This is a genomic window from Streptomyces sp. ActVer (assembly GCF_027270795.1).
Classification (GTDB): Bacteria; Actinomycetota; Actinomycetes; order Streptomycetales; family Streptomycetaceae; genus Streptomyces; species Streptomyces umbrinus_A.
In genome coordinates this window covers 1-20,403 of the sequence record NZ_JAPWHT010000087.1, presented here as the reverse complement: position 1 = coordinate 20,403, position 20,403 = coordinate 1, and the positions used below count along the sequence as shown (strand labels likewise).

Genomic DNA, 20,403 nt, shown 5'->3' with positions numbered 1-20,403 from the left:
GGCTGGGGTTTGATCATGAGGCGGCCCTATCCAGGGCGCGGAGGAGCGAGGGCATGGGGTCGGCGGCGCCGGTGCGCGTCGGGCACGTCTCGTCATGGCCGATGAACACGACGGGCGGGGGCGGGTCGGTGGACACGAGGGTGTCAGCGGTGCAGTGCCCGCAGACGTACTCGGCCCCGAGCCGTTCGGGGTCGACAGGCCGGGGCTTCCGGCGCTTCCTGCTGGACATGATCAGGCCGCCTTCACTTTCTCGGGGTCGATGTCGAGCCGCCTGGCCAAAGCCGTCAGCGCCTCCTCGTCGTCGGCGAGGTACAGCGGGTAGTTCTGCGGGGTGATGATCCTTGCCATGATGTGACTCCTGTTACTGATGTGGTGCTTCCCTGATCTTGAAATTCGGGGTGCTTCCCTCGGGTGGAGGGAAGCAGGGAAGCAGTGGGAAGCACCCACTGCCTGACCTGCGCATTAGCTGCTTCCCTTCTCGGGAAGCACCTGGGAAGCACCCCCTGCTTCCCCTGCTTCCCGGGGCCGTAGGCCCGGGGAGGGAAGCGGGCGTTCCTTGCGTGCGGAATGGGCCGTGTTCCAGTCCTTGGTTCGGCCCTTGATGTCGATCTCCCGAGCCGCGAGCCAACCGGCGGCACCCCGCTGGCTGAGTTCGACCGGCAGCCCGGCATCGTCCATCTCGCGGATGATCCGCTGGACGTTGGTCTCCTTCTTCGGAGCCGCGCCCCCGGTCTCCCCGAGCCGGATGTACGCGGTGCTTCCCTCCCCGGGGTCGAACGGGTCAGGGCCGGGAATCTGGACGAGCGCCAGCGGGAACCGCCCGCCTGACTCGCCCTCCTTGGACTTCTTGCGGATCAAGGTGCGCGGATTCTCCGGCCCCCGGTCCTCTCCATCGAGCTTGATCACGTACGCGTCGTCGGTGTCGTCCTCCTGAGCGGAGGATCCCCGCGCGCGCTCACCGGCGTAGCCGGTGTGGGCCAGCACCAGGACGGTGCAGCCGGTCTCGTGCCGGACCCGCTTGAAGCCGTCGAACGCGACGCCCTGTTCCTTCGCGGAGTTCTCATCCATGCCCGGCGTGCACTGGTGGAGGGTGTCGAAGACGATCATGACGGCCCCGACCTTCTTGGCCATCCTGATCAGCTTGGCCATGTCCTCCGGCTTGCGCGGGTCCATGCCCTTGCGGGGAACGATCAGATTGCTGACGCGCTGCCCCCGGTTGAACGCCGCCTCCCAGGCGTCGGTCCGGCCGTTGAGCCCGTAGAGGCCCTCTGCGGCGACGTAGATGACCGGTCCGGGGTGCGCCACCGTGTGGCCTTCCCAGGCCCGTCCGGTGGCCACAGAACACGCCCAAGCCAGCGCTACGAACGTCTTGTAGGTGCCGTGCTTCCCGGACAGCCACGTGATGCACGAGCGGTTGAGCATGCCCTTGATCAGCGGCTCTACCCGGGGCAGTTCAGCGAGCTGATCACGCGTCAGAAAGAAGTCGTCCGAGTCGTCCTCGGACTCCCGGATCATGCGCAGGAGTTCGGCCGTCCGCTCGGCCTCCGGGAACGCCCCGAGGTGGTCGTCTGCCCCGGTCTTGCCGTCCGGCCCGAGGGGAATGGCCACCCGGTGCACGGCCGACGCTCCCATGCCGCGTAGCGCGTCCATGAGGGCATCCGTGGCGGCGCGTACGTCGTCGTTGGTGGCGTAGTCGCCATCCGGGATGACGTACGCCTTACGGCCCTTGAGCGGGATGTATCCCCAGTCGGGCAGCGGCACGCTCGGGGTGTTCTCGCCCCCGGGCTTCCACTGCCAGTTCCGGATGCCGGACATGCCGACGGGGAAGACGTTCATGCTCTGCGCGGCGCTGACCACGGCGAGGTACTGCTTGGTCCCCTCGGCCATGACGAGCGGCGCCTTGACGTCCGTCATCCGGTCACGCACGGATGGGTGGACGTTCAGCCCGCGCCCTCCCGGAGGGTGCTTGTACTTGAACAGCGGCTTGCCGGTCTCGGGGTTGACCGGCGGCGCGTCCGGCCGCTCGACCGTGAACCGCGAGCCGTCCGGGCGCCGGTTGTTGAACAGCAGGCTGCCGTTCTGGCTGATCACCGTCTGGTCGGCCACGGCCGGTGAGATCCCCGCTGCAACGAGCACCGGCACGTGCCGCTCGTGGATCTTCCGGTACTCGGTCGGCGGACCGGTGTCCGGCTCGTCGGCGGGGCGCTTCTCGGGATCACGCATCAGGACGTCCCGAGCGTCGGGAACCGCCTGTTGATCCGCGCGGTTCATCGCATCTGCCGCAGTACCATGGGAACTGACGTCAGCCGCGTCGTCGTTCGGGGCCTGTGCCGGGCCCCGTTCGTATGTGGTCACTCGATCTCGCCCCCGTCGGCCGGAGGCAGCAGGGCCCGCAGACGGGCCAGGGTCACAGCATCGAGCGACGGGGCCGTCTCGACCCATTCGGCGATCATCGCGGCCTCGGCCTCGCGCTCGTCGGCGGTGAGGATCTCGGGGCCGGTCATGACCTGCCCCCGGCCGTCTCGTTCTCAGCGGGGAACTCCGCGAGCAGCGCGCGGACCCTCGCGGCCTGCTCGGGGGTCAGCTCGCGGGCAGCGAGCTTGCGGATCACGTTGTCCGTGGACTCGCGCACGGCGGCGGCCTTACGGGACCGCTCGGTGTATGCCTCCTGCGGAAGGCGCTTGGTGTACTGACGTGGCACGGCGAAGCTCCATTGAATGGATCTTCGGCTGCGTCCATCGGCCTTCGGGCCGGTCCGCTGGTCTGTGACAGTGCGTCAGTCGTCGTTGTGCGGGCGGGGGCCGTCTCCGCCTTCCCGGTACCTTCCGGGATCCGGCCCGTCCGTGGACCGGTGCATCCATTAAGACACGAAACTCGGCGTGATCCTTCGCGATCAACAAAGAGGCCCGGCCGGACGCTCCGACCGGGCCTTTTGCCTGTGGTGACGGGACGTCAGGCGGCCGTCCGCCGGGTCAGCCGCTCGCGCGCCGGGACGGCCTCGCCAGGCCGGGGACTGCGCGTGACGCGCACCTCCCCGAGACGCTCGGGGACCAGCAGCAGTGCGGCCACCTGACGCTTCACGGCCGTGTCGGCGGCCGTCCACCGGGCATCGACGTCCGGCCCCGGCGGGAAGATCGCGGCCAGCGGGTTCGGCCGGGTCAGCCTGGCCTCGTCGGCCTCCAGCTCCGTGATCTCCGCCTCCAGCTCGTCCATGGTCTGGATCATGGCCATCTTGGCGCGTGCCCCCGCCGGGCGGGGGGCCGTCTCCATCTCTGCCAACTCGGCCCGCTTCGACGCCAGACCGGCGCGCACGGCCGCCAACGCGTCGTTCTCGCCGTCGGCCGGGGCGAGAGCCGCGTAGGTGTCCGGCCGGGCCAGGGCGCCGGTGATGTAGCCGTTCAGGAACCGGTCCGTGTCGGCCTTGTCGACCGACACACAGCCCTTCTCGCGGCAGATGTACTTCGTGCCCTTGTCGACCTTGGTCGGTCCGCCGCAGACGTCACACTTGGTGATCGCGGAGTAGACATGCTTCCCGGCGCCCGGCTTGGCCGTCTGCCGCTCAGGGGCCGCGAGGATCACCTGGACCTCCCGGAACAGGGTCACGAACTCGTCCGGCGTCATCGGGCTGCCCTCGTAGTCCGCGATCACCGGCCACGACGCGGGACGCGTCTCGCCGTAGTGGACCCGCAGACCGATGTACGCGACCCGTTCGGCCATGGCACGCAGCGTCGGCGCACGCATGGCCTTGCCGTACCGGCCGGTGATCCCGCGCTTCTTCCAGTCCCGTTCGATCTTCAGGAACGCGTCCCCGGCCTTGATCCGCCGGAACAGTTCGATCACGAGAACGGCCTCGGCCGGGTCCGGGAGCTGAGGGCCGGACCGCGTGACCTTCCGGCCGCGCTTGTCGGTGGTCCACACCGGCTCGCGGCCGTACCCGAACGGAACCTGCCCGTTCGGCTTGCCCTGGCGGAGGTTGCTGTCCAAGGTCCGCTTCACCCGCTTCCGGATCTTGAAGGACTCGTACTCCGAGTCGTTCGCGTCGTCGATCAGGGCCTTCCGGTCGTGGCCGTCGGCGGGGTCGTACATCCGCTCCTGGGACGTCACGAAGATCTTGACGCCGCGTTCTTCGCACAGTTCCAGAAGGGTGATCCATTCGCCCACCCGGCGCGAACCACGGGACGACTCCCACAGGATCAGGACGTCCGCGTTGAAGGTCCCAGCCTTCAGATCATCCACCAGTTGGTCAAAGCCGTCCCGGCCCCGGCGCGCGTACCGGCTCGCGCTGCCGGTGTCCTCGTACGGCTCCCCGAGGACAATGCCGCGCTCGTCGGCGGTCGCGGCGTTCTCGGCGGCCTGCTCCTCGATCGAACGCTCCTCGCCGGTCCGGTCGACGGAGATCCGGCGGTACTCGCGGCCTCGCAGTGTCGCGGTGTCTATCGCGGCGGTCAGTGTGGCGGTCATGATCCCCCCTGGTGGGCCCGGTTCTGCTACCCCTCCAGAGTGCGCCCCCTAGAAGAAATCTCGCGAAGCCGAGAGTGGGGGAGGACAGGGGCGGCGGGGGCGGAAAAAGCCCCGACTCACAGCCGCCCGATATCCCCCCGAGGCATCCGCGGCTGCCGCCGCCCCGGCGTACGCCCGCTCAACAGAATGAGCCGAGCAGCCCGATGCCGCTGCCCCGCATAAGGCTCCAGTAACGACAACATCACGGCATCATCCGCATCCCGGTCCCCGGCCAGCGCATACCCCACGATCCCGGGAAGGTGCAGGTCCCCGACCGTCACCGCATCCGCCGCCCCATGACTCCGCTGCACAACCTCCGCCGAGGTCCACGGCCCCACCCCCGCCACCGCCTCAAGCCGCTCCTGGGCCCGCCCCGCCTCGAACCCCACCGCTTCCTCCATCCGCCGAGCCACCCGGACGACCCGCAGAATCGTCGACGCCTGCTTGTTGTAGACCCCGGCCCGGTGCCACTCCCACGAGGGAATCAACGCCCAGACCCGGGGCTCGGGCATCACGAACATCCCCCCACCCCGCCCCACCAGAGGCCCGGGCCCCGGCGCAGGCACCCCGTACGTCCGCACGAGCAACCGCCAGGCCCGATACGCCTCGTCCGTCGTGACCTTCTGTTCGAGAACCGACGGAATCAACGACTCCAGCACCAGCCCGGTACGCGTCAGCCGCAAACCGGGCCGCCGATGCCGGGCCACCGCCACCAGCCGATGCCGCGGCTCGAAGGCATCGGGATCGTCCGACTCCCCGAGCATCAGTGGCAACTGCTCCAGCAACCACTCGGCCCCGGGCCCCCACGCCTCCCCCTCGACGACACCCGCGCGCACGGACACCCGCAGGGTCCCGGGCCCGACCGGCGTGAGACTGGCCCGCCACACGGCCCCGTCCGGCGTCGTACGGAAGGTCGGATCGGCGGGCCCCCGCCGCAACGGCCCGAGCACCAGCCCGAGATCCAGCGGCCACGGCGGCACCCACCTCCGCGTACGCCCGCCGGGTCCGGCCGACCGGTCCGCCCGCGCCTGCCCGGGCACGACGACATGCCCGCCGCGCACGGTCGTACGCGTCGGCCGAGGATCAAAACGTCCGGCCACGGTTGAGGTCCTAGGGCTGCTCGCGGTGCTCAGGGTGTCCGAGGCGCTCAGGGCGCTCGGGAGTGCCGTACGAGAATGCCGTACGACCCAGGGTTGATGTGAACGTTCGAACCAGGGCTGATGTGTACGTCGGCGCTCAGCGCACCTCGATGAACGCCCCCGCATCCCGCTCGGGGCGGGCCTTCGGCTCCTCCGCCGCGTGACCGACGGCGACGGCCCCCATGGGATCCCATCCCTCCGGCAGCCCGAGCACGTCCCGCACGACCTCCCGGCAGAACATCGTCGACGACACCCACGCGGACCCGAGCCGCTCCCCGGCGAGCGCGACGAGGAAGTTCTGCACCCCGGCGCCCGCGGCGACCACGAACATCTCGCGCTCGGCGCCGTCACGCCGCTGGTCGCCGTACGTGTGGGACCCGTCCATGACGAGGCACGGCACGACGAGATAGGGCGCCTTACGCAGCACGTCCCCGCGCCGTACGCGCTTGGCGATGGACTCCTCGCTCTTCCCGTCCCGCTCCAGATCGGCGATCCAGGCGTCCCGCATGGCGTCGAGCAGCCGCGTCCGCGACTCGGCCGACTCAAGGAGTACGAATCTCCAGGGCGTCGTGTGATGCGGCGCGGGCGCGGTCACGGCGGCGGCCACCGCACGCCGTACGGCATCGGGGTCGACGGGCTCGTCGGTGAAGGCCCGTACGGTACGCCGCTGGGTGACGGCCTCCCGGACGGCCTCGGAGGTGCCGAGCCGGAACATGTCGTCGCGCGCGTCCCGGACCATGCCTCGCGTCCCTTCGTCCTTGCCGTCCTCGCCGCTCGTGCCCACCACGTGGGGCAGTCCGCGCACGACGGCGACGGGCAGCCCGGCGGCCTTGCCCTTGACAAGGTCACCGGCGGAGGCGAGCTCGTCGGCGGTGGCGACCACGGTGGCGCTGAGCGGATTCCCGTGCGCGTCCGTGCCGCCCCTCAGATCGTCGAGTACGCGCACCCCGGCGGCCCCGATGGCGACATCGGTGAGCCCGGTCCGCCAGGGCCGCCCGAACGTGTCCGTGACGACGACCCCGACCTCGACCCCGAGCGCGTCCCGCAGCCCGTCGCGGATCGCGCGCGCGGAGGCGTCGGAGTCCTCCGGCAGCAACAGCACTGTCCCGGAGGGTGTGTTGGAGGCATCGACGCCGGCGGCGGCCATGATGAGCCCCTGCCGGTTCTCCACGATCCGCAGCGGCCCGCGCCGCGCGACGACCCGCACGGTCTCGGCGTCGATGGCGGCCTCCCGGTCCGCCGCCTCGACGATCCGCCCCTCGGCCTTGGACACGATCTTCGAGGTGACCAGCAGTACGTCCCCGTCGACAAGACCCGGCTCGGTACTGGCGATCAGCTTGGCGAGATCGTCCCCCGGCCGTACTTCGGGCAGTCCGGGCAGCGCCCAGACCCGGAAGCCGGGCACACCCGAGGGCAGCCCTTCGCCCCCGGCCGGAGCCGGCCTCGGGGAAACCTCGTCGCTCACGTGCTCCGTACCCCCGAACTCGTCACTCCCGAAGTCGTCGTCGCTCAAGCGCCCCGCACCTCCTCCGCCAGCGCCAGCGCCTGCCGGGCCATCTCGGCCGTCGCGTCCAGGTCGGTCATCATCAGGGGCACGGCCCGGCACCGGATGCCGGCGGCGGCGACCTGCTCCACCGTCCCGGCGTCCACGGTGTCGACGAGCCAGCCGTCGAGGAGTCCCGAGCCGTAGTGCTCGGCGACCGCGGCGGCCGTGGACTCGACGCCGACGGCCGCGAGGACCTTGTCGGCCATGCCGCGCACGGGCGCGTCGCCGACGATGGGGGAGAGGCCGACCACCGGGACGCCCGCCTCGGCGATGGCCTCCCGGATGCCGGGCACGGCGAGGATGGTGCCGACGGAGACGACCGGGTTGGACGGCGGGAAGAGGATCACGTCGGCCGAGGCGATCGCCTCCAGCACTCCGGGCGCCGGCTTGGCCTGGTCGGCGCCGACGGGCACCACCGCGTACGCGTCGACGGAGGCCCGCAGCCGCACCCAGTACTCCTGGAAGTGGATGGCCTTGCGCTCGCCGTCGATCTCGACGGCCACATGGGTCTCGATGCGGTCGTCGGACATGGGGATCAGCCGGACGCCCGGCCTCCACCGGTCGCAGAGCGCCTCGGTGACGGCGCTCAGGGGATACCCGGCGCTCAGCATCTGTGTCCGCACGATGTGCGTCGCGAAGTCCCGGTCGCCGAGACCGAACCACTCGGGCCCGACCCCGTACGCCGCGAGCTCCTCCTTGAGATGGAAGGTCTCGTCGGTCCGCCCCCAGCCCTGCTCCTCGTTGATACCGCCACCGAGCGTGTACATCACCGTGTCGAGGTCCGGGCAGACCTTCAGCCCGAAGAGGTGGATGTCGTCCCCGGTGTTGCCGATGACCGTGACGTCCGCGTCCGGCGCGGCCTGCTTCAGACCACGCAGGAACCGTGCACCACCGATGCCGCCTGCCAGAACCACAATGCGCATGGATTCAGTCTTGCAGGCGGCTACGACAACGCGTCAGCCGGTTACGAGACCTCGGCCGTCGCGCACCGGACGGCGTGCATCGGCATCTCCGTCAACCCGGGGTAGTACACGTGCAGGCTTATGGCCGGATCGAGCGAGTCGTTGACGACCTCGTGCACGTACCCGGGCGCGAACACACGCTGGGCGCCCGCGCCCAACGCGCGCGTGCCCCGCTCGGTGCGCTCGGTCAGCGCGCCCTCCAGGACGGTGAGTACGCCGGAGGAGCGGCCGTGGTCGTGCAGCCCGCTGCCCTGCCCGGGCACCCAGGAGAGCAGCCACACCTCGTAGCCGGGCCCGGTGCGCAGCCGGTGGTACCAGCGGGACGTCGCGTCGTACTCGACGAGGTGCTCCCACTGGGAGCGGTCGGCCGCGATGGAGCGGGCGAGGCCGACGAAGTCGGCCACGGTGGCCGGGTGCTCGCGCGGCGCCTGGAGGAGGTGCGGTACTTCGAGGATGTCGCCGGCGATCTGGAGGTCGCTGTCGCTGTTCATGGGTGCGGTGGGTTCCTCGGCGGAAGAGAGTGCTGGAGGACTGGGGTGTCACGTACCGTCCGCCCGGGTCGCGGGCATGAGGTGTGCCCTGGTGCGGGCGAGGGGACCAGCGGCCGGGTCCCGGTCAGGGAACCCGGCGGCAGCCGGAGCGCGGTTGGCTCAACAGCTGTGACAGCAACAGCTACAGCGAGCGTGGGCAGCACCGAGGGACCCGGCGGTGCGGGTCGAGGTGAGTGCCAAGTTCGCGAGCATGCCCACTAGGACACCGGTTTCACACTCGGACTGTCAACTTGATGTCCGGTATGTGGGCGATGTTTCACCTCATCCGGTTCATCTCTGTGGCGAAAGGTTTGTGCAGGAGCTTGCGGGGACACATGGCGCACAACCGGGCGCACGAACCTCGTCGCGATCCCGTGATCCATGGGGCATTCGTGTGATCCACATGTGATCCGGTTCGCTTCGTCGTCCGTACAGGAACGAGATCGAACTTCTGAGCGTCCTTCTCCGTACAGGTCCTGCACGGAGACGGAGCCCGGCCGGGTCCCTATTCGGCTGTCAGGGTTTATGCCGATTTGAACACTTTCCGCAAAGCCTTGGTTCCGCAGAGTGAATAAGGGGCCCAATAGCAGATCTCGGCTTGACTGGCCCGGATCGGCACACTTGTAATTTCACTCGTGTCGTTCAGCCGAAATCGGTAACGGCAGCATCACGGGGACGCGAGACGGACGAGGGGCGCACATGACCGAGCTGTTTCAGGAACTGCTGGTCGACGAGGCCGAAGAGGAGCTCGGCTGGCAGGAACGGGCGCTCTGCGCGCAGACCGACCCCGAGTCCTTTTTCCCCGAGAAGGGCGGCTCCACCCGCGAGGCCAAGAAGGTCTGCCTCGCCTGTGAGGTCCGCTCCGAGTGCCTCGAATACGCGCTCGCCAACGACGAACGGTTCGGCATCTGGGGCGGCCTGTCCGAGCGTGAACGGCGCCGCCTGAAGAAGGCCGCCGTCTGATCGTGGCTTGATCGCGACCTGATCACCATGTGTGCGCCGCCCGACCGAACGGCGCACACCCCTACGTTCTGATACGTAACGAACGGCCCGTCGCAGGTGGGTTATCCACAGGCGGCGGGCCGCTCTGCCCGCCCGTCTCCCGACCACCGCCCCTCATTGAGGCGCTCCGCGCCGCCCCTTTTCGATTGCCGTTAGTGTGGGCCTCCGTCCGAGACGCCCCGCTGTCCTCTGGGGGCACAGGCGTCCACCGCAGTCCATCGAACCGGGGCCCGTACCTCGATGTCCGTGCACAGCCATTCGGCAGGTCAGTACGACACTGCCACGCCCGAGTTCCCGCGGCACGTGGTCACCGCCGTGATCGTCTCGCACGACGGTGACCGCTGGCTCCCCGACGCCCTCGCCGGGCTGCTCGGTCAGGAACGCCCCGTACAGAACGCCGTGGCGGCCGACACCGGCAGCGCGGACGACTCCGCCCGGCTGGTCACCGACGCCCTCGGTGCCGACCGGGTGCTGCACCTCGCCCGGCGCACCGGCTTCGGCCAGGCCGTCGAGGAGGCCGCCCGCACGGCCGGCGTGCTGACTCCGGACGACCTGCCGTACCTCAAGCGCCCCAGCGGCTGGGACCCGGTCACCCGCACCTGGCGCGACGACGCGTACGACATGCCGGAACTGCCCCACGGCGAGCCCGAGCAGTGGCTGTGGCTCCTGCACGACGACTGCGCCCCCGAAGCCGACGCCCTGGCCCAGCTGCTGCGGGTCGTGGAGAACGAGCGGGAGCTGGGCAAGGAGGTCGCAATCGTCGGCCCCAAGCTCCGCGGCTGGTACGACCGCAGACAGCTCCTGGAAGTCGGCGTCACCATCGCGCACAGCGGCCGCCGCTGGACCGGCCTCGACCGGCGCGAGCAGGACCAGGGCCAGCACGACCACGTCAGGCCCGTGCTCGCCGTGTCCACCGCCGGCATGCTGATCCGCCGCGACGTCTTCGAGGAGCTCGGCGGCTTCGACCGCCGACTGCCCCTGATGCGCGACGACATCGACCTGTGCTGGCGCGCCCAGGCCGCGGGCCACCGCGTCCTCGTCGCCCCGGAAGCGGTCGTGCGGCACGCCGAGGCGTCCTCCCGCGAGCGGCGCACCGTCGACTGCGTGGGCCGCACCTCCGCCTCCCCGCACAAGGTCGACAAGGCCGGCGCCGTCTACACCCTCCTCGTCAACAGCCGCAGCGCGGCGCTCCCCTGGATCCTCGTACGGCTCGTCGTCGGCACACTGCTGCGCACGGTCGCGTACCTCGTGGGCAAGGTCCCCGGACAGGCGGTCGACGAGATCCGCGGCCTCCTGGGGACACTGCTGCGCCCGGAGCGCATCCTCGCGGGCCGGCGCAGGCGCGGCCGCCCCCAGGTCGACAAGGGCGAGCTGCGCCCGCTGTTCCCGCCGCCCGGCGCGACGGTGCGGGCCACCATCGAACAGGCCGCGGGCAGCCTCGCGGGCAGCTCCGACCCGGAGCTGAACGCGGCGGGACGGCACGGCAGCGCCGTCGAGTCCGGGCCCGGCGGCGACGACGCCGACTTCCTGGAGGTCGAGCAGTTCGCCCGCCTCAAGCGCGTCGCCCGCAAGCCGGGACCGATGCTCTTGGTGGCCCTTCTCCTCGTCTCGCTCGTCGCCTGCCGTGAGCTCCTCGGCGGCGGTGCGCTCTCGGGCGGCGCGCTGCTGCCCGCCCCGGCCGACTCCTCCGAGCTGTGGTCGCGCTATCTGGACGCCTGGCATCCGGTCGGCGCCGGCGGCACCCAGTCCGCGCCGCCGTATCTCGCGCTCGTCGCGATGCTCGCGAGCCTGCTGTTCGGCTCCACCGGGCTCGCCGTCACCGTGCTGCTGGTCGGTTCGGTGCCGCTGGCCGGCTTCACCGCCTACTTCGCCTCCCGGCCGCTCGTCCAGTCACGCCTGCTGCGCGCCTGGGCGTCCGTGGCGTACGCCTTCCTGCCCGCCGCCACCGGCGCGCTCGCGGGCGGCCGCATCGGCACGGCCGTACTCGCCGTGCTGCTGCCCCTCATCGCGCGCGCGGGCATCGCGGCCAGCGGCCTCGCCTCGGAGACCGCCCGCGGAAGCTGGCGCGCCACCTGGGCGTTCGCGCTGCTGCTGACGCTCGCCACCGCCTTCACGCCGATCGTGTGGCCCATCGCGCTCGTGCTGGGCGTCGCCCTGCTGGTCGTGCGCCGCGGCGAGATCACCGCCTACGGGCCGCGCTTCCTGGCGCAGCTCGGCACCCCGCTGCTCGTCCTCGCCCCCTGGTCGCTGACGCTGCTGCCGTTCGGCTTCTTCCAGGAGGCCGGTATGGAGTACGGGTCGGGGGCGGCCTCCGCGCTCGACCTGCTGGGCGGCAGCCCGGGCGGCCCCGGGACCGTCAGCGGGCTGATGCTCATCGGCATCGTGTGCGCCGCAGTGGCCGCACTGGTGCGTACAGAGCGTCAGTTGGGAATCTGGACCGCCTGGGCGGCCGGCCTGGTGGCGCTCGTTTTCGCCGTCCTGTCCAACGGCTCCACCTGGGCCGGACCGGCCACCCTCGTCTACGGCCTCGCCTTCCTCGCCGCCGCCGCGCTCGGAGCCGACGGCGCGCGCTCGCGCGTGGCCGAGCAGAGCTTCGGCTGGCGTCAGCCGCTCGCCGTGCTCATCGCGTTCGCCGCGGCCGCGGGACCCCTGCTCGTCGCCGCCGGGTGGATGATCCGCGGCGCGGACGGGCCCCTGGAGCGCCGCGATCCCGTCCAGGTGCCCGCGTTCGTCGCCGAGGAGAGCGGCACCCGCGACCAGGCCCGCACCCTCGTCCTGGACAGCGCCTCGCCGGCCGAGGTCGGCTACATGCTCGTCCGGGGCTCCGGCGCCCGCCTCGGCGACGCCGAACTGGCCGCGGCGGACGGCGAGAACAAGCCGCTCGACAAGGTCGTCGCGAACCTCGTGGCGGGCTCCGGCGCAGACCAGGCCGACCAGCTCGGCGGATTCGCCGTGCGCTACGTCCTCGTGCGCGGCGGCGCGCCCCGCGAGGTCAGCCGCGTCCTGGACGCCACCCCCGGCCTGAGCAGGCTGAGCCAGCAGGACGGCAGCGCCCTGTGGCGCGTCGACCGGCAGGTCGCGCGCGCGGCCATCGTCCCCGACTCCGGCGATCCGCAGCCCATCGCCGCCGGTCCCGTCGAACTGCACACCGAGATCCCCGCCGGTGCCGACGGCCGCGTCCTGCGCCTCGCCGACACCGCCGACGAGGGCTGGACGGCCACCCTCGACGGCAAGCCGCTCACCAGGACCACGGTCGACGGCTGGGCGCAGGGCTTCGAACTGCCCGCCACCGCGGGCCGGCTGGACGTCACCTTCGAGGCCCCGGTGAGCCACACCGGATGGCTCTGGGCGCAGGGCGCGCTCGCCGTCGTCCTCGTGGTGCTCGCCCTGCCCGGCCGCCGCCGTGACGTCGACGACGACCTCCCCGAGGAGCCCGTCGTCCCCGCCCAGGCAGTCTCCGGCGAGGGTCGCAGGGCCCGCAGGCTGCGCGCCCAGGCGGAGGCCGAACAGGCGGACCAGCCCGACCAGTTCACACCCGATGCCCCACCCGCCACACCTCCTCCTTCGGAGGAGGTCCCCGTCCCCGTCCAGGTCCCGCAACAGCAGACCTACGACATGGGGGTCCCCCCGGGCGAGGATGTTCGGGCCTGGGGGAGGGACACGACGACGTACGCGGGTGCCGAGTACGGCACCTACGGCGGCGAGCAGCAGTACCAGGGCGCCCCGCAGTACCCGGCGGGCACCTACGACCAGCAGCAGTACCAGGCGGACCCGTACCAGACGGGCCAGTACGACCCGTACGCGTCCTACGGCACGGGGAACGCGCCGTACGACCCGGCGCAGACGTACTCCCAGGGCTACGACCCGGCGTACGACCCGGACCAGCACCAGCAGCCGCCGCACGGCACCGACAGTGAGCGCCCCGACGGGAGCCAGCAGTGAACCGCACCACCGTGTCCCTGATCGCCGGCGTGGCCGCGCTCGCCGCCGTCACCGGATTCGCCTCGATGTCCGAGCCGGACACCTCCGGCTCGGACACGGCGAAGGCGGCCTCCCAGCTGCCCGTGGAGCGCACCAGCCTGCTCTGCCCGGCTCCCAGCACCTCGGACCTGGCGGAGACCGCGTACACGTCCTTCACTCCCGTCGCGGAGGGCACCGGTGACGACGGAACGGCCGAACTCACGGCGGCGGGCGAGGAGTCGGCCGACGGAAAGACCGACGCGGACAAGGGCGACAAGAAGGACGACGGCAAGGAGAAGGCCGTCCTGACGCCGAAGGAGCCGGGCAAGCCGGTCACCGGCGAGGCCTCCGGCGCCGAGTCGCCCGCGCTCGTCGGCACCGCCGAGGGCAGGTTCGCGCCCGGCTGGACCGTCCAGCAGACGACGGAGATCCCGGCGGGCAGCGGCCGCGGCCTGCTCGGCACCAACTGCACCGCTCCGGACACGGAGTTCTGGTTCCCGGGCGCCAGCACCGCCAAGGAGCGCACGGACTACGCGCACCTGACCAACCCGGACGACTCGGCCGCCGTCGCCGACATCGAGCTGTACGGCAAGGACGGCGCCCTCAAGTCGACGGTGGGGGAGGGCATCCAGATTCCGCCGCGCTCCAGCGAGGCGGTGCTGCTGTCCACGCTCATCGACGAGCCGCAGACCAACCTCACCGTGCACGTCACGGTCCGCAGCGGCCGCGTCGCCGCCGCCGTCCAGGCCATCGACGACAAACTCGGCGGCGACTGGCTCGGCTCCTCCACCGACCCCGCGGGCAGCCTCGTCCTGCCGGGCATCCCGAAGGACGCCACATCCGTACGGCTGGTCGCCTTCGCGCCCGGTGACGCCGACGCCGACCTGAAGGTGCGGCTCGCCTCTCCGAACGGGCCGATCACCCCCGCCGGGAACGAGACGCTGCACATCAAGGCCGGCATGACCGCCGCCATCGACCTCGGAGACGTCACGCGCGGCGAGGCGGGATCCCTGATGCTGACGCCGACCGGACGGCCCACCCCGGTCGTCGCGGCCCTCAAGGTCGTCCGCGGCAAGGGCGACAAGCAGGAGACGGCGTTCATCCCGGCGACCGGTCCGGTGGACACGCGCGCGACGGCCGCCGACAACCGCTCCAAGGGCTCCACGCTCTCCCTGGTGGCCCCCGGGCGCGCCGCGAAGGTCAAGGTCACGGCCTCCGCGGGCAGCGGCGGCGGCACGGCCGCGTCGAAGACGTACACGATCAAGGGCGGCACCACCCAGAACGTCGAGCTGCCCGTCCCCAGCGGCCTCAAGGGCACGTACGCCCTCACGGTCGAGCCGCAGTCCGGCGGTCCCGTCTACGCGGCGCGGATGCTCGAAGCGGCCAGTGGCGGCGTACCGATGTTCACGGTGCAGACGCTGCCGGACGACCGGGGAACGGTGGAGGTACCGGACGCGGCACAGGACCTCTCGGTGCTGCAGAAGTAGGACGCCGCACGCCTGGGGGAGTGCGGTCAGTCCTCCCCGTACCGGGGATCCACCGTCTCCGGAGTCAGCCCCAGCAGCTCGGCGACCTGCTCCACCACGACCTCGTGCACGAGCGCGGCCCGCTCGTCGCGCCCCTTGGTGCGGATCTCGACCGGGCGGCGGTAGACGACGACACGGGAGGGCCGGCCCTCGTGCGCCGGGATCGTGCCGCCCAGGGGAACCGTCTCGTCGGCCCAGCCCTCGTCACGCGCCGGGTCGAGCCGGGGCACTTCCAGCACCAGGAAGTCGATGTCGGCGAGCTGCGGCCAGCGCCGCTCCAGCCGCTCCACGGAGTCCTGGACCAGATCCGCGAACACCTCGGCCCGGCTCGCCGAGAGAGGTACCTGCGGCGGCGCCACGGGGCCACGCATCCCCCGCCCGTGTCGATCACGACGACGGGTCCTGGGCTCGGCGGCACGGGGCGGTACGGGGTTGTCCATCACTGACGAAGAGTAGTCCCCAGACCCTTCTCCCGCCTGCACGTGTCCACCGACGGTCACCCCCTCGGGGGAGCGGCGCCGGAGCGTCCCGCGGCTCCCGCCGCACCGCGCGACCAGCGCCCACAACCGGCAGCGACTCACCAACCGCGTATGCCACTTGATGACCATTCCAGCCAAGGTTGGGCTCGTTTCCATATGCCTCTAGGACCACAGAAATAACGGCAATTGACAGCTTTCGCACCAACTCGGGATCGCTCCCGGACCCGTCCGAAATTTCGCCAACACCCGTACCCGCAGGTCAACAAGGCGCGCCAGGAACCACCTGTGTCAGGGGTCACACCACGACACGGTGGAGTGACCCGGGGGTGAGTCGTCGCGGCCCGCTCAAGAGTGCGGTACCGTCCAACATCGTGAGCCCTGTACGTCGCTGTTCGCGCACCGCTTGCGGCCGTCCCGCCGTCGCGACGCTGACGTACGTCTACGCCGACTCGACCGCGGTCCTCGGCCCGCTCGCCACCTACGCCGAACCCCACTGCTACGACCTGTGCGCCGAGCACTCCGAGCGCCTCACCGCCCCGCGCGGCTGGGAGGTCGTCCGGCTCGCCGACGCCTCCGCTCCCTCCCGCCCCAGCGGTGACGACCTGGTGGCGCTCGCCAACGCCGTGCGCGAGGCGGCCCGTCCGCAGCAGCGCGCCGCGCAGGGCGGCGGCAACGCCCGCGGTGCGGACCCGATGGAGGTCGCCCGCCGCGGCCACCTCCGGGTGCTGCGCTCGCCGGACTCCTGAACCACCTTCCCGAACCCCCGTCCCGCGAACGGGACTTCACCCCGTGCACATTCGGTGCACGTTTCACTCAATGACGCACGACCATTGACGCGCGCTTGTCGCGGACACGACCATTCCCCCACCCGTGAGAAATCGTTTTCCGCATCGCGGAATCCGGGGAGGCTTCGTGTACGTCCAGGAACTCGAGCCCGTGGCCGACTCGCTCGGCCTGTCCGCACTCGTCGCGACCCTGCCCCTCGTCCTCGTCCTCGTCCTGCTCGGCGGCGTCCGGATGAAGGCACACCTGGCGGGTCTCATCGGCCTCGCGGCCGCCGCCCTGGTCGCCTGGCTCGCGTACGGCATGCCCGTCGGTCAGACGCTCTCCAGCGCCGCCCAGGGAGCCGTGTTCGGCCTCTTCCCGATCCTGTGGATCGTCGTCAACGCCCTCTGGGTGTACCGGATGACCGTCCGCACCCGGCACTTCGACATCCTGCGCCGCTCGTTCGGGCGACTCTCCGACGACCCGCGCATCCAGGCGCTCGTCGTCGCGTTCTGCTTCGGCGCGCTCCTGGAGGCCCTCGCGGGCTTCGGCGCGCCCGTCGCGATCTGCTCGGTCATGCTGGTCGCGCTCGGCTTCGACCCGGTCCGCGCCGCGGTGGTCGCGCTGGTCGCCAACACCGCGCCGGTCGCCTTCGGCGCGATGGGCACACCGGTCGTGACACTGGCTCAAGTCACGGGCCTGCCACTGGATTCCGTCGCCTCCGTAGTGGGCCGTCAGACTCCGCTGCTCGCCCTGGTGGTCCCCCTGGTGCTCGTCTTCCTGGTGGACGGCCGACGCGGTCTGCGTGAGACCTGGATCCCGGCCGTGGCATGCGGATTCGCCTTCGCCGTCGCCCAGTTCGCGGCCTCCAACTACGTCTCCGCCCAACTCGCCGACATCGGGGCCGCGCTGGCCGGCGCGGGCGCACTGATGGCGGTGCCGCAGGCACGCAAGCCCGCCGCCGAGCCCGTACGGGTCGCGGTCCTGACGGGCGTACGCAGCGAGGACCTGGACGAGGAGGACCCGCGCCCCGAGGTGCTGCGGGCCTACGCGCCGTACGCGCTGATCGTCGTGATCTTCTCCATCGCCCAGATCCCGGTGGTGAAGGACCAGTTGGCGAAGGCGACGCGCACCTTCGACTGGCCGTTCCTGAACGTCGCGAACGCTGACGGCGATCCGGTCGGAGGCAACGTCTTCACCTGGCCCATCGTGTCCACCGGCGGCACGCTCGTGCTGCTCGCCGGGGTGTGCACGGCCGTCGTGCTCGGGGTGCACGCGCGCGTGGCGGTCAGGGAATGGGCCGCCACCGTCCACGAGTTGAGGTTCGCCATCCTCACCGTGACGTCCGTCCTGGCGCTCGCCTACGTCATGAACCTCTCCGGACAGGCGGCCACGATCGGCCACTTCGTGGCGGCGGCCGGCGCGGGACTCGCCTTCCTGTCACCGGTCCTGGGCTGGTTCGGCGTGGCGGTCTCCGGATCGGACACCTCCGCCAACGCGCTCTTCGGCGCCCTTCAGGTGACCGCGGCCCGCGAGTCGGGGCTCTCCCCGGAGCTCCTCGCGGCCGCCAACAGCTCCGGAGGCGTCCTCGGCAAGATGATCTCGCCGCAGAACCTCACCATCGCCTGCGCGGCGGTCGGCCTCGCCGGCCGCGAGGGAGACCTGCTGCGCAAGGTGCTCCCATGGAGCCTCGGACTTCTGCTGGTCATGTGCCTGATCGTCGTCGGACAGAGCTCGCCCGTCCTGGAATGGATGCTTCCGTAGGCCCTTGCGAAGTCCGTGCGAGGTCCATGCGTGATGTCCGCATGTGCCCTCCCGGGTCCCGCACGGCCGAGTGTCAGTTCGTACGGGTAGTTTGGGGCCACCGTTGAGGACTCCAGGAAGGTTGGCCGTGACCGCTGATCTGTCGCAGCTCGTTAAGGCGTACGACGTACGCGGGGTGGTCCCGGACCAGTGGGACGAGACGCTGGCCGAGCTGTTCGGCGCGGCCTTCGTGCAGGTCACGGGCGCCGACGCGATCGTGACCGGGCACGACATGCGCCCCTCGTCCCCCGGTCTGTCGAGGGCCTTCGCGCGCGGGGCGGCGGCGCGCGGCGTCGACGTGACCGAGATCGGGCTGTGCTCGACGGACCAGCTGTACTACGCGTCGGGGGCGTTCGGCCTCGCGGGCGCGATGTTCACGGCCTCGCACAACCCGGCGCAGTACAACGGCATCAAGATGTGCCGCCCGGGCGCCGCCCCGGTCGGCCAGGACACCGGCCTCGCGGAGATCCGCGAACTGGTCGAGTCCTGGATGGACCCCGGCGCCCCGACGTCGGACGCGACACCGGGCACGATCACGCAGCGGGACACGCTGGAGGACTACTCGGCGCACCTGCGCGGCCTCGTCGACCTGACCTCGATCCGCCCCCTGAAGGTCGTGGTCGACGCGGGCAACGGCATGGGCGGGCACACGGTCCCGACCGTCTTCGCCGGGCTGCCCCTGACCCTCGTCCCGATGTACTTCGAGCTGGACGGCACGTTCCCGAACCACGAGGCGAACCCGCTGGACGCGGCGAACATCGTCGACCTCCAGAAGCGCGTCCGCGAGGAGGACGCCGACCTCGGCATCGCCTTCGACGGCGACGCCGACCGCTGCTTCGTCGTCGACGAGCGCGGCGAGCCGGTCTCCCCGTCCGCGATCACGGCCCTGGTCGCCGCCCGCGAGCTGGCCAGGCACGGCGGCAAGGGCACGGTCATCCACAACCTGATCACGTCCTGGTCGGTCCCGGAGGTCGTCCGGGAGAACGGCGGCACGCCGGTACGCACGCGCGTGGGCCACTCCTTCATCAAGGCCGAGATGGCCACGTCCGGCGCGATCTTCGGCGGCGAGCACTCCGCGCACTACTACTTCAAGGACTTCTGGAACGCGGACACGGGCATGCTCGCCGCCCTCCACGTCCTCGCCGCCCTCGGCGGCCAGGAGGGCACGCTCTCCGCCCTCGTCGCCCAGTACGACCGCTATGCCGGCTCCGGCGAGATCAACTCCACGGTCGACGACCAGGCCGGCCGCCTCGCCGCGATCAAGACGGAGTACGGGGGCCGCGAGGGCATCACCCTCGACGAGCTCGACGGGCTCACCGTCTCCGCCACCGACTGGTGGTTCAACGTCCGCCCGTCCAACACGGAACCCCTCCTCCGCCTGAACGCGGAGGCGAGGGACGAGCCGACGATGGCGAAGGTGCGGGACGAGGCATTGGCGATCATCAGGGGCTGAAGCCGTGTCGGCCCGGGCCGACACGGCTTCAGCCCGTCGTGGGGGTCCCCCCGCTCGAGCGGAGCCGAGAGTGGGGGAGTTTGAGGACGAGGCCGTTCAGGCCGATCAGCGGGGGTCTGGGGGCGGCAGCCCCCGGGATGGGAAGGGTAAGGGCGGCGGGGGCGAACTCTCCCGACGCCCAGCCACCCGCAGCGGTACCCTGACCAGGCCACATCACCCGCACGACCCCGCCCCCGAAGGGACCCGACATGCCGCTCGAAGCCGGCCTCCTGGAGATCCTCGCCTGCCCGGCGTGCCACGCCCCCCTCAAGGAGCAGGAAACCGAGCTGATCTGCACCGGCCAGGACTGCGGTCTGGCCTACCCCGTCCGGGACGACATCCCGGTCCTCCTCGTGGACGAGGCCCGCCGCCCCGCATAGGGCCCGCCGCACCAGGCCCGCCCCACCGGGCCCGCCGCCAAGGCGACCCGCAAGGCCGAGCCCCAAGGAAGAACCGGCGACCGGAGGCTGCCGCCCATGCTCGACGAATCGCTGCTCGACGCCCCCGAGGCCCTCGCGGAGGCGGACCGCCGCGGTCTGCTCCGCGGCGCCGCCGAAGCGGGCGCCCGAGTCCGCACGGCGGCCCGGCACGCGGCCGAGGCGGGCATCCCCGATCTCAAGCCGGACGGCCGCCCGCGCGCCGTCCTGATCGCGGGCCCCGGCGCCGCCGCGATCAGCGCCGCGGACCTGCTCGGCACCC

General features: G+C 71.4%; 17 protein-coding genes and 1 pseudogene. 8 read left to right on the top strand and 10 right to left on the bottom strand.

The window, feature by feature from the left end; translation table 11 throughout:
- Positions 1–13 precede the first annotated feature (13 nt).
- From O3Q52_RS16680 to O3Q52_RS16640, 9 genes are all read right to left on the bottom strand, one after another.
- Positions 14–229 carry a hypothetical protein gene (locus tag O3Q52_RS16680; RefSeq protein WP_269649564.1) on the bottom strand — a complete coding sequence of 72 codons (216 nt, stop codon included), beginning with the start codon at positions 227–229 and terminating at the stop codon, positions 14–16.
- A gap of 233 nt (positions 230–462) precedes the next feature.
- Positions 463–2,223, bottom strand: coding sequence for an AAA family ATPase (locus tag O3Q52_RS16675; RefSeq protein ID WP_269649563.1), 1,761 nt, complete (start codon positions 2,221–2,223; stop codon positions 463–465).
- A 128-nt stretch (positions 2,224–2,351) separates the two neighbouring features.
- The gene (locus tag O3Q52_RS16670) at positions 2,352–2,504 is read right to left on the bottom strand and encodes a hypothetical protein (protein WP_269649562.1); all 153 of its coding nucleotides are present in this window, start codon (positions 2,502–2,504) and stop codon (positions 2,352–2,354) included.
- Positions 2,501–2,701 carry a hypothetical protein gene (locus O3Q52_RS16665; RefSeq protein ID WP_269649561.1) on the bottom strand — a complete coding sequence of 67 codons (201 nt, stop codon included), beginning with the start codon at positions 2,699–2,701 and terminating at the stop codon, positions 2,501–2,503. Before O3Q52_RS16665 ends, O3Q52_RS16670 begins: the two co-directional genes overlap by 4 nt.
- A gap of 251 nt (positions 2,702–2,952) precedes the next feature.
- Positions 2,953–4,461 carry a recombinase family protein gene (locus O3Q52_RS16660; RefSeq protein WP_269649560.1) on the bottom strand — a complete coding sequence of 503 codons (1,509 nt, stop codon included), beginning with the start codon at positions 4,459–4,461 and terminating at the stop codon, positions 2,953–2,955.
- A gap of 116 nt (positions 4,462–4,577) precedes the next feature.
- Positions 4,578–5,600 (bottom strand): DNA-3-methyladenine glycosylase, encoded by a 1,023-nt coding sequence (locus O3Q52_RS16655; RefSeq protein WP_269649559.1) that lies wholly within the window; start codon positions 5,598–5,600, stop codon positions 4,578–4,580.
- 136 nt (positions 5,601–5,736) lie between these two features.
- Positions 5,737–7,056 carry a coenzyme F420-0:L-glutamate ligase gene (locus O3Q52_RS16650; protein WP_269649573.1) on the bottom strand — a complete coding sequence of 440 codons (1,320 nt, stop codon included), beginning with the start codon at positions 7,054–7,056 and terminating at the stop codon, positions 5,737–5,739.
- 92 nt (positions 7,057–7,148) lie between these two features.
- Positions 7,149–8,108 (bottom strand): 2-phospho-L-lactate transferase, encoded by a 960-nt coding sequence (cofD, locus tag O3Q52_RS16645; RefSeq protein WP_269649558.1) that lies wholly within the window; start codon positions 8,106–8,108, stop codon positions 7,149–7,151.
- A 41-nt stretch (positions 8,109–8,149) separates the two neighbouring features.
- Positions 8,150–8,638, bottom strand: a complete 489-nt coding sequence (locus tag O3Q52_RS16640) for a cysteine dioxygenase family protein (protein ID WP_269649557.1) — start codon at positions 8,636–8,638, stop codon at positions 8,150–8,152.
- Positions 8,639–9,376: 738 nt separating this feature from the next.
- On the opposite strand from O3Q52_RS16640, the gene O3Q52_RS16635 reads away from it, so the two are divergent.
- From O3Q52_RS16635 to O3Q52_RS16625, 3 genes are all read left to right on the top strand, one after another.
- Positions 9,377–9,640: a WhiB family transcriptional regulator gene (locus O3Q52_RS16635; protein WP_053723761.1), complete on the top strand. Its 264-nt coding sequence runs from the start codon at positions 9,377–9,379 to the stop codon at positions 9,638–9,640.
- 279 nt (positions 9,641–9,919) lie between these two features.
- Positions 9,920–13,621, top strand: coding sequence for a glycosyltransferase family 2 protein (locus tag O3Q52_RS16630; RefSeq protein WP_269649556.1), 3,702 nt, complete (start codon positions 9,920–9,922; stop codon positions 13,619–13,621).
- A complete protein-coding gene (locus O3Q52_RS16625) occupies positions 13,618–15,126 on the top strand; it encodes a DUF5719 family protein (RefSeq protein WP_269649555.1) in 1,509 nt (502 codons plus the stop codon). Before O3Q52_RS16630 ends, O3Q52_RS16625 begins: the two co-directional genes overlap by 4 nt.
- A gap of 26 nt (positions 15,127–15,152) precedes the next feature.
- Here O3Q52_RS16625 and O3Q52_RS16620 read toward each other — a convergent pair whose 3' ends face one another.
- Positions 15,153–15,605, bottom strand: a complete 453-nt coding sequence (locus O3Q52_RS16620) for a metallopeptidase family protein (protein ID WP_269649572.1) — start codon at positions 15,603–15,605, stop codon at positions 15,153–15,155.
- A 365-nt stretch (positions 15,606–15,970) separates the two neighbouring features.
- Between O3Q52_RS16620 and O3Q52_RS16615 the strand changes: the two genes are divergently transcribed.
- The 5 genes and pseudogenes from O3Q52_RS16615 to O3Q52_RS16595 form a co-directional block, all read left to right on the top strand.
- The gene (locus O3Q52_RS16615) at positions 15,971–16,390 is read left to right on the top strand and encodes a DUF3499 domain-containing protein (RefSeq protein WP_269649554.1); all 420 of its coding nucleotides are present in this window, start codon (positions 15,971–15,973) and stop codon (positions 16,388–16,390) included.
- A gap of 166 nt (positions 16,391–16,556) precedes the next feature.
- A complete protein-coding gene (locus O3Q52_RS16610; RefSeq protein ID WP_269649553.1) occupies positions 16,557–18,173 on the top strand; it encodes an L-lactate permease in 1,617 nt (538 codons plus the stop codon).
- A 127-nt stretch (positions 18,174–18,300) separates the two neighbouring features.
- A complete protein-coding gene (locus tag O3Q52_RS16605) occupies positions 18,301–19,665 on the top strand; it encodes a phosphomannomutase/phosphoglucomutase (protein WP_269649552.1) in 1,365 nt (454 codons plus the stop codon).
- A 248-nt stretch (positions 19,666–19,913) separates the two neighbouring features.
- Complete coding sequence (locus tag O3Q52_RS16600) at positions 19,914–20,084, top strand: Trm112 family protein (protein WP_079053628.1); 171 nt, start codon at positions 19,914–19,916, stop codon at positions 20,082–20,084.
- Between the two features lie 96 nt (positions 20,085–20,180).
- A pseudogene (locus O3Q52_RS16595) lies at positions 20,181–20,403 on the top strand (mannose-6-phosphate isomerase); the annotation flags it as partial.

Excerpts from the sequence above, each read along its gene's own strand:
- O3Q52_RS16635 (WP_053723761.1), top strand. The coding sequence starts at position 9,377 with ATGACCGAGCTGTTTCAGGAACTGCTGGTCGACGAGGCCGAAGAGGAG.
- O3Q52_RS16680 (WP_269649564.1), bottom strand. The coding sequence starts at position 229 with ATGTCCAGCAGGAAGCGCCGGAAGCCCCGGCCTGTCGACCCCGAACGG.
- cofD (WP_269649558.1), bottom strand. The coding sequence starts at position 8,108 with ATGCGCATTGTGGTTCTGGCAGGCGGCATCGGTGGTGCACGGTTCCTG.
- O3Q52_RS16675 (WP_269649563.1), bottom strand. The coding sequence starts at position 2,223 with ATGCGTGATCCCGAGAAGCGCCCCGCCGACGAGCCGGACACCGGTCCG.
- O3Q52_RS16620 (WP_269649572.1), bottom strand. The coding sequence starts at position 15,605 with ATGGACAACCCCGTACCGCCCCGTGCCGCCGAGCCCAGGACCCGTCGT.
- O3Q52_RS16670 (WP_269649562.1), bottom strand. The coding sequence starts at position 2,504 with ATGACCGGCCCCGAGATCCTCACCGCCGACGAGCGCGAGGCCGAGGCC.
- O3Q52_RS16660 (WP_269649560.1), bottom strand. The coding sequence starts at position 4,461 with ATGACCGCCACACTGACCGCCGCGATAGACACCGCGACACTGCGAGGC.
- O3Q52_RS16640 (WP_269649557.1), bottom strand. The coding sequence starts at position 8,638 with ATGAACAGCGACAGCGACCTCCAGATCGCCGGCGACATCCTCGAAGTA.
- O3Q52_RS16600 (WP_079053628.1), top strand. The coding sequence starts at position 19,914 with ATGCCGCTCGAAGCCGGCCTCCTGGAGATCCTCGCCTGCCCGGCGTGC.
- O3Q52_RS16630 (WP_269649556.1), top strand. The coding sequence starts at position 9,920 with ATGTCCGTGCACAGCCATTCGGCAGGTCAGTACGACACTGCCACGCCC.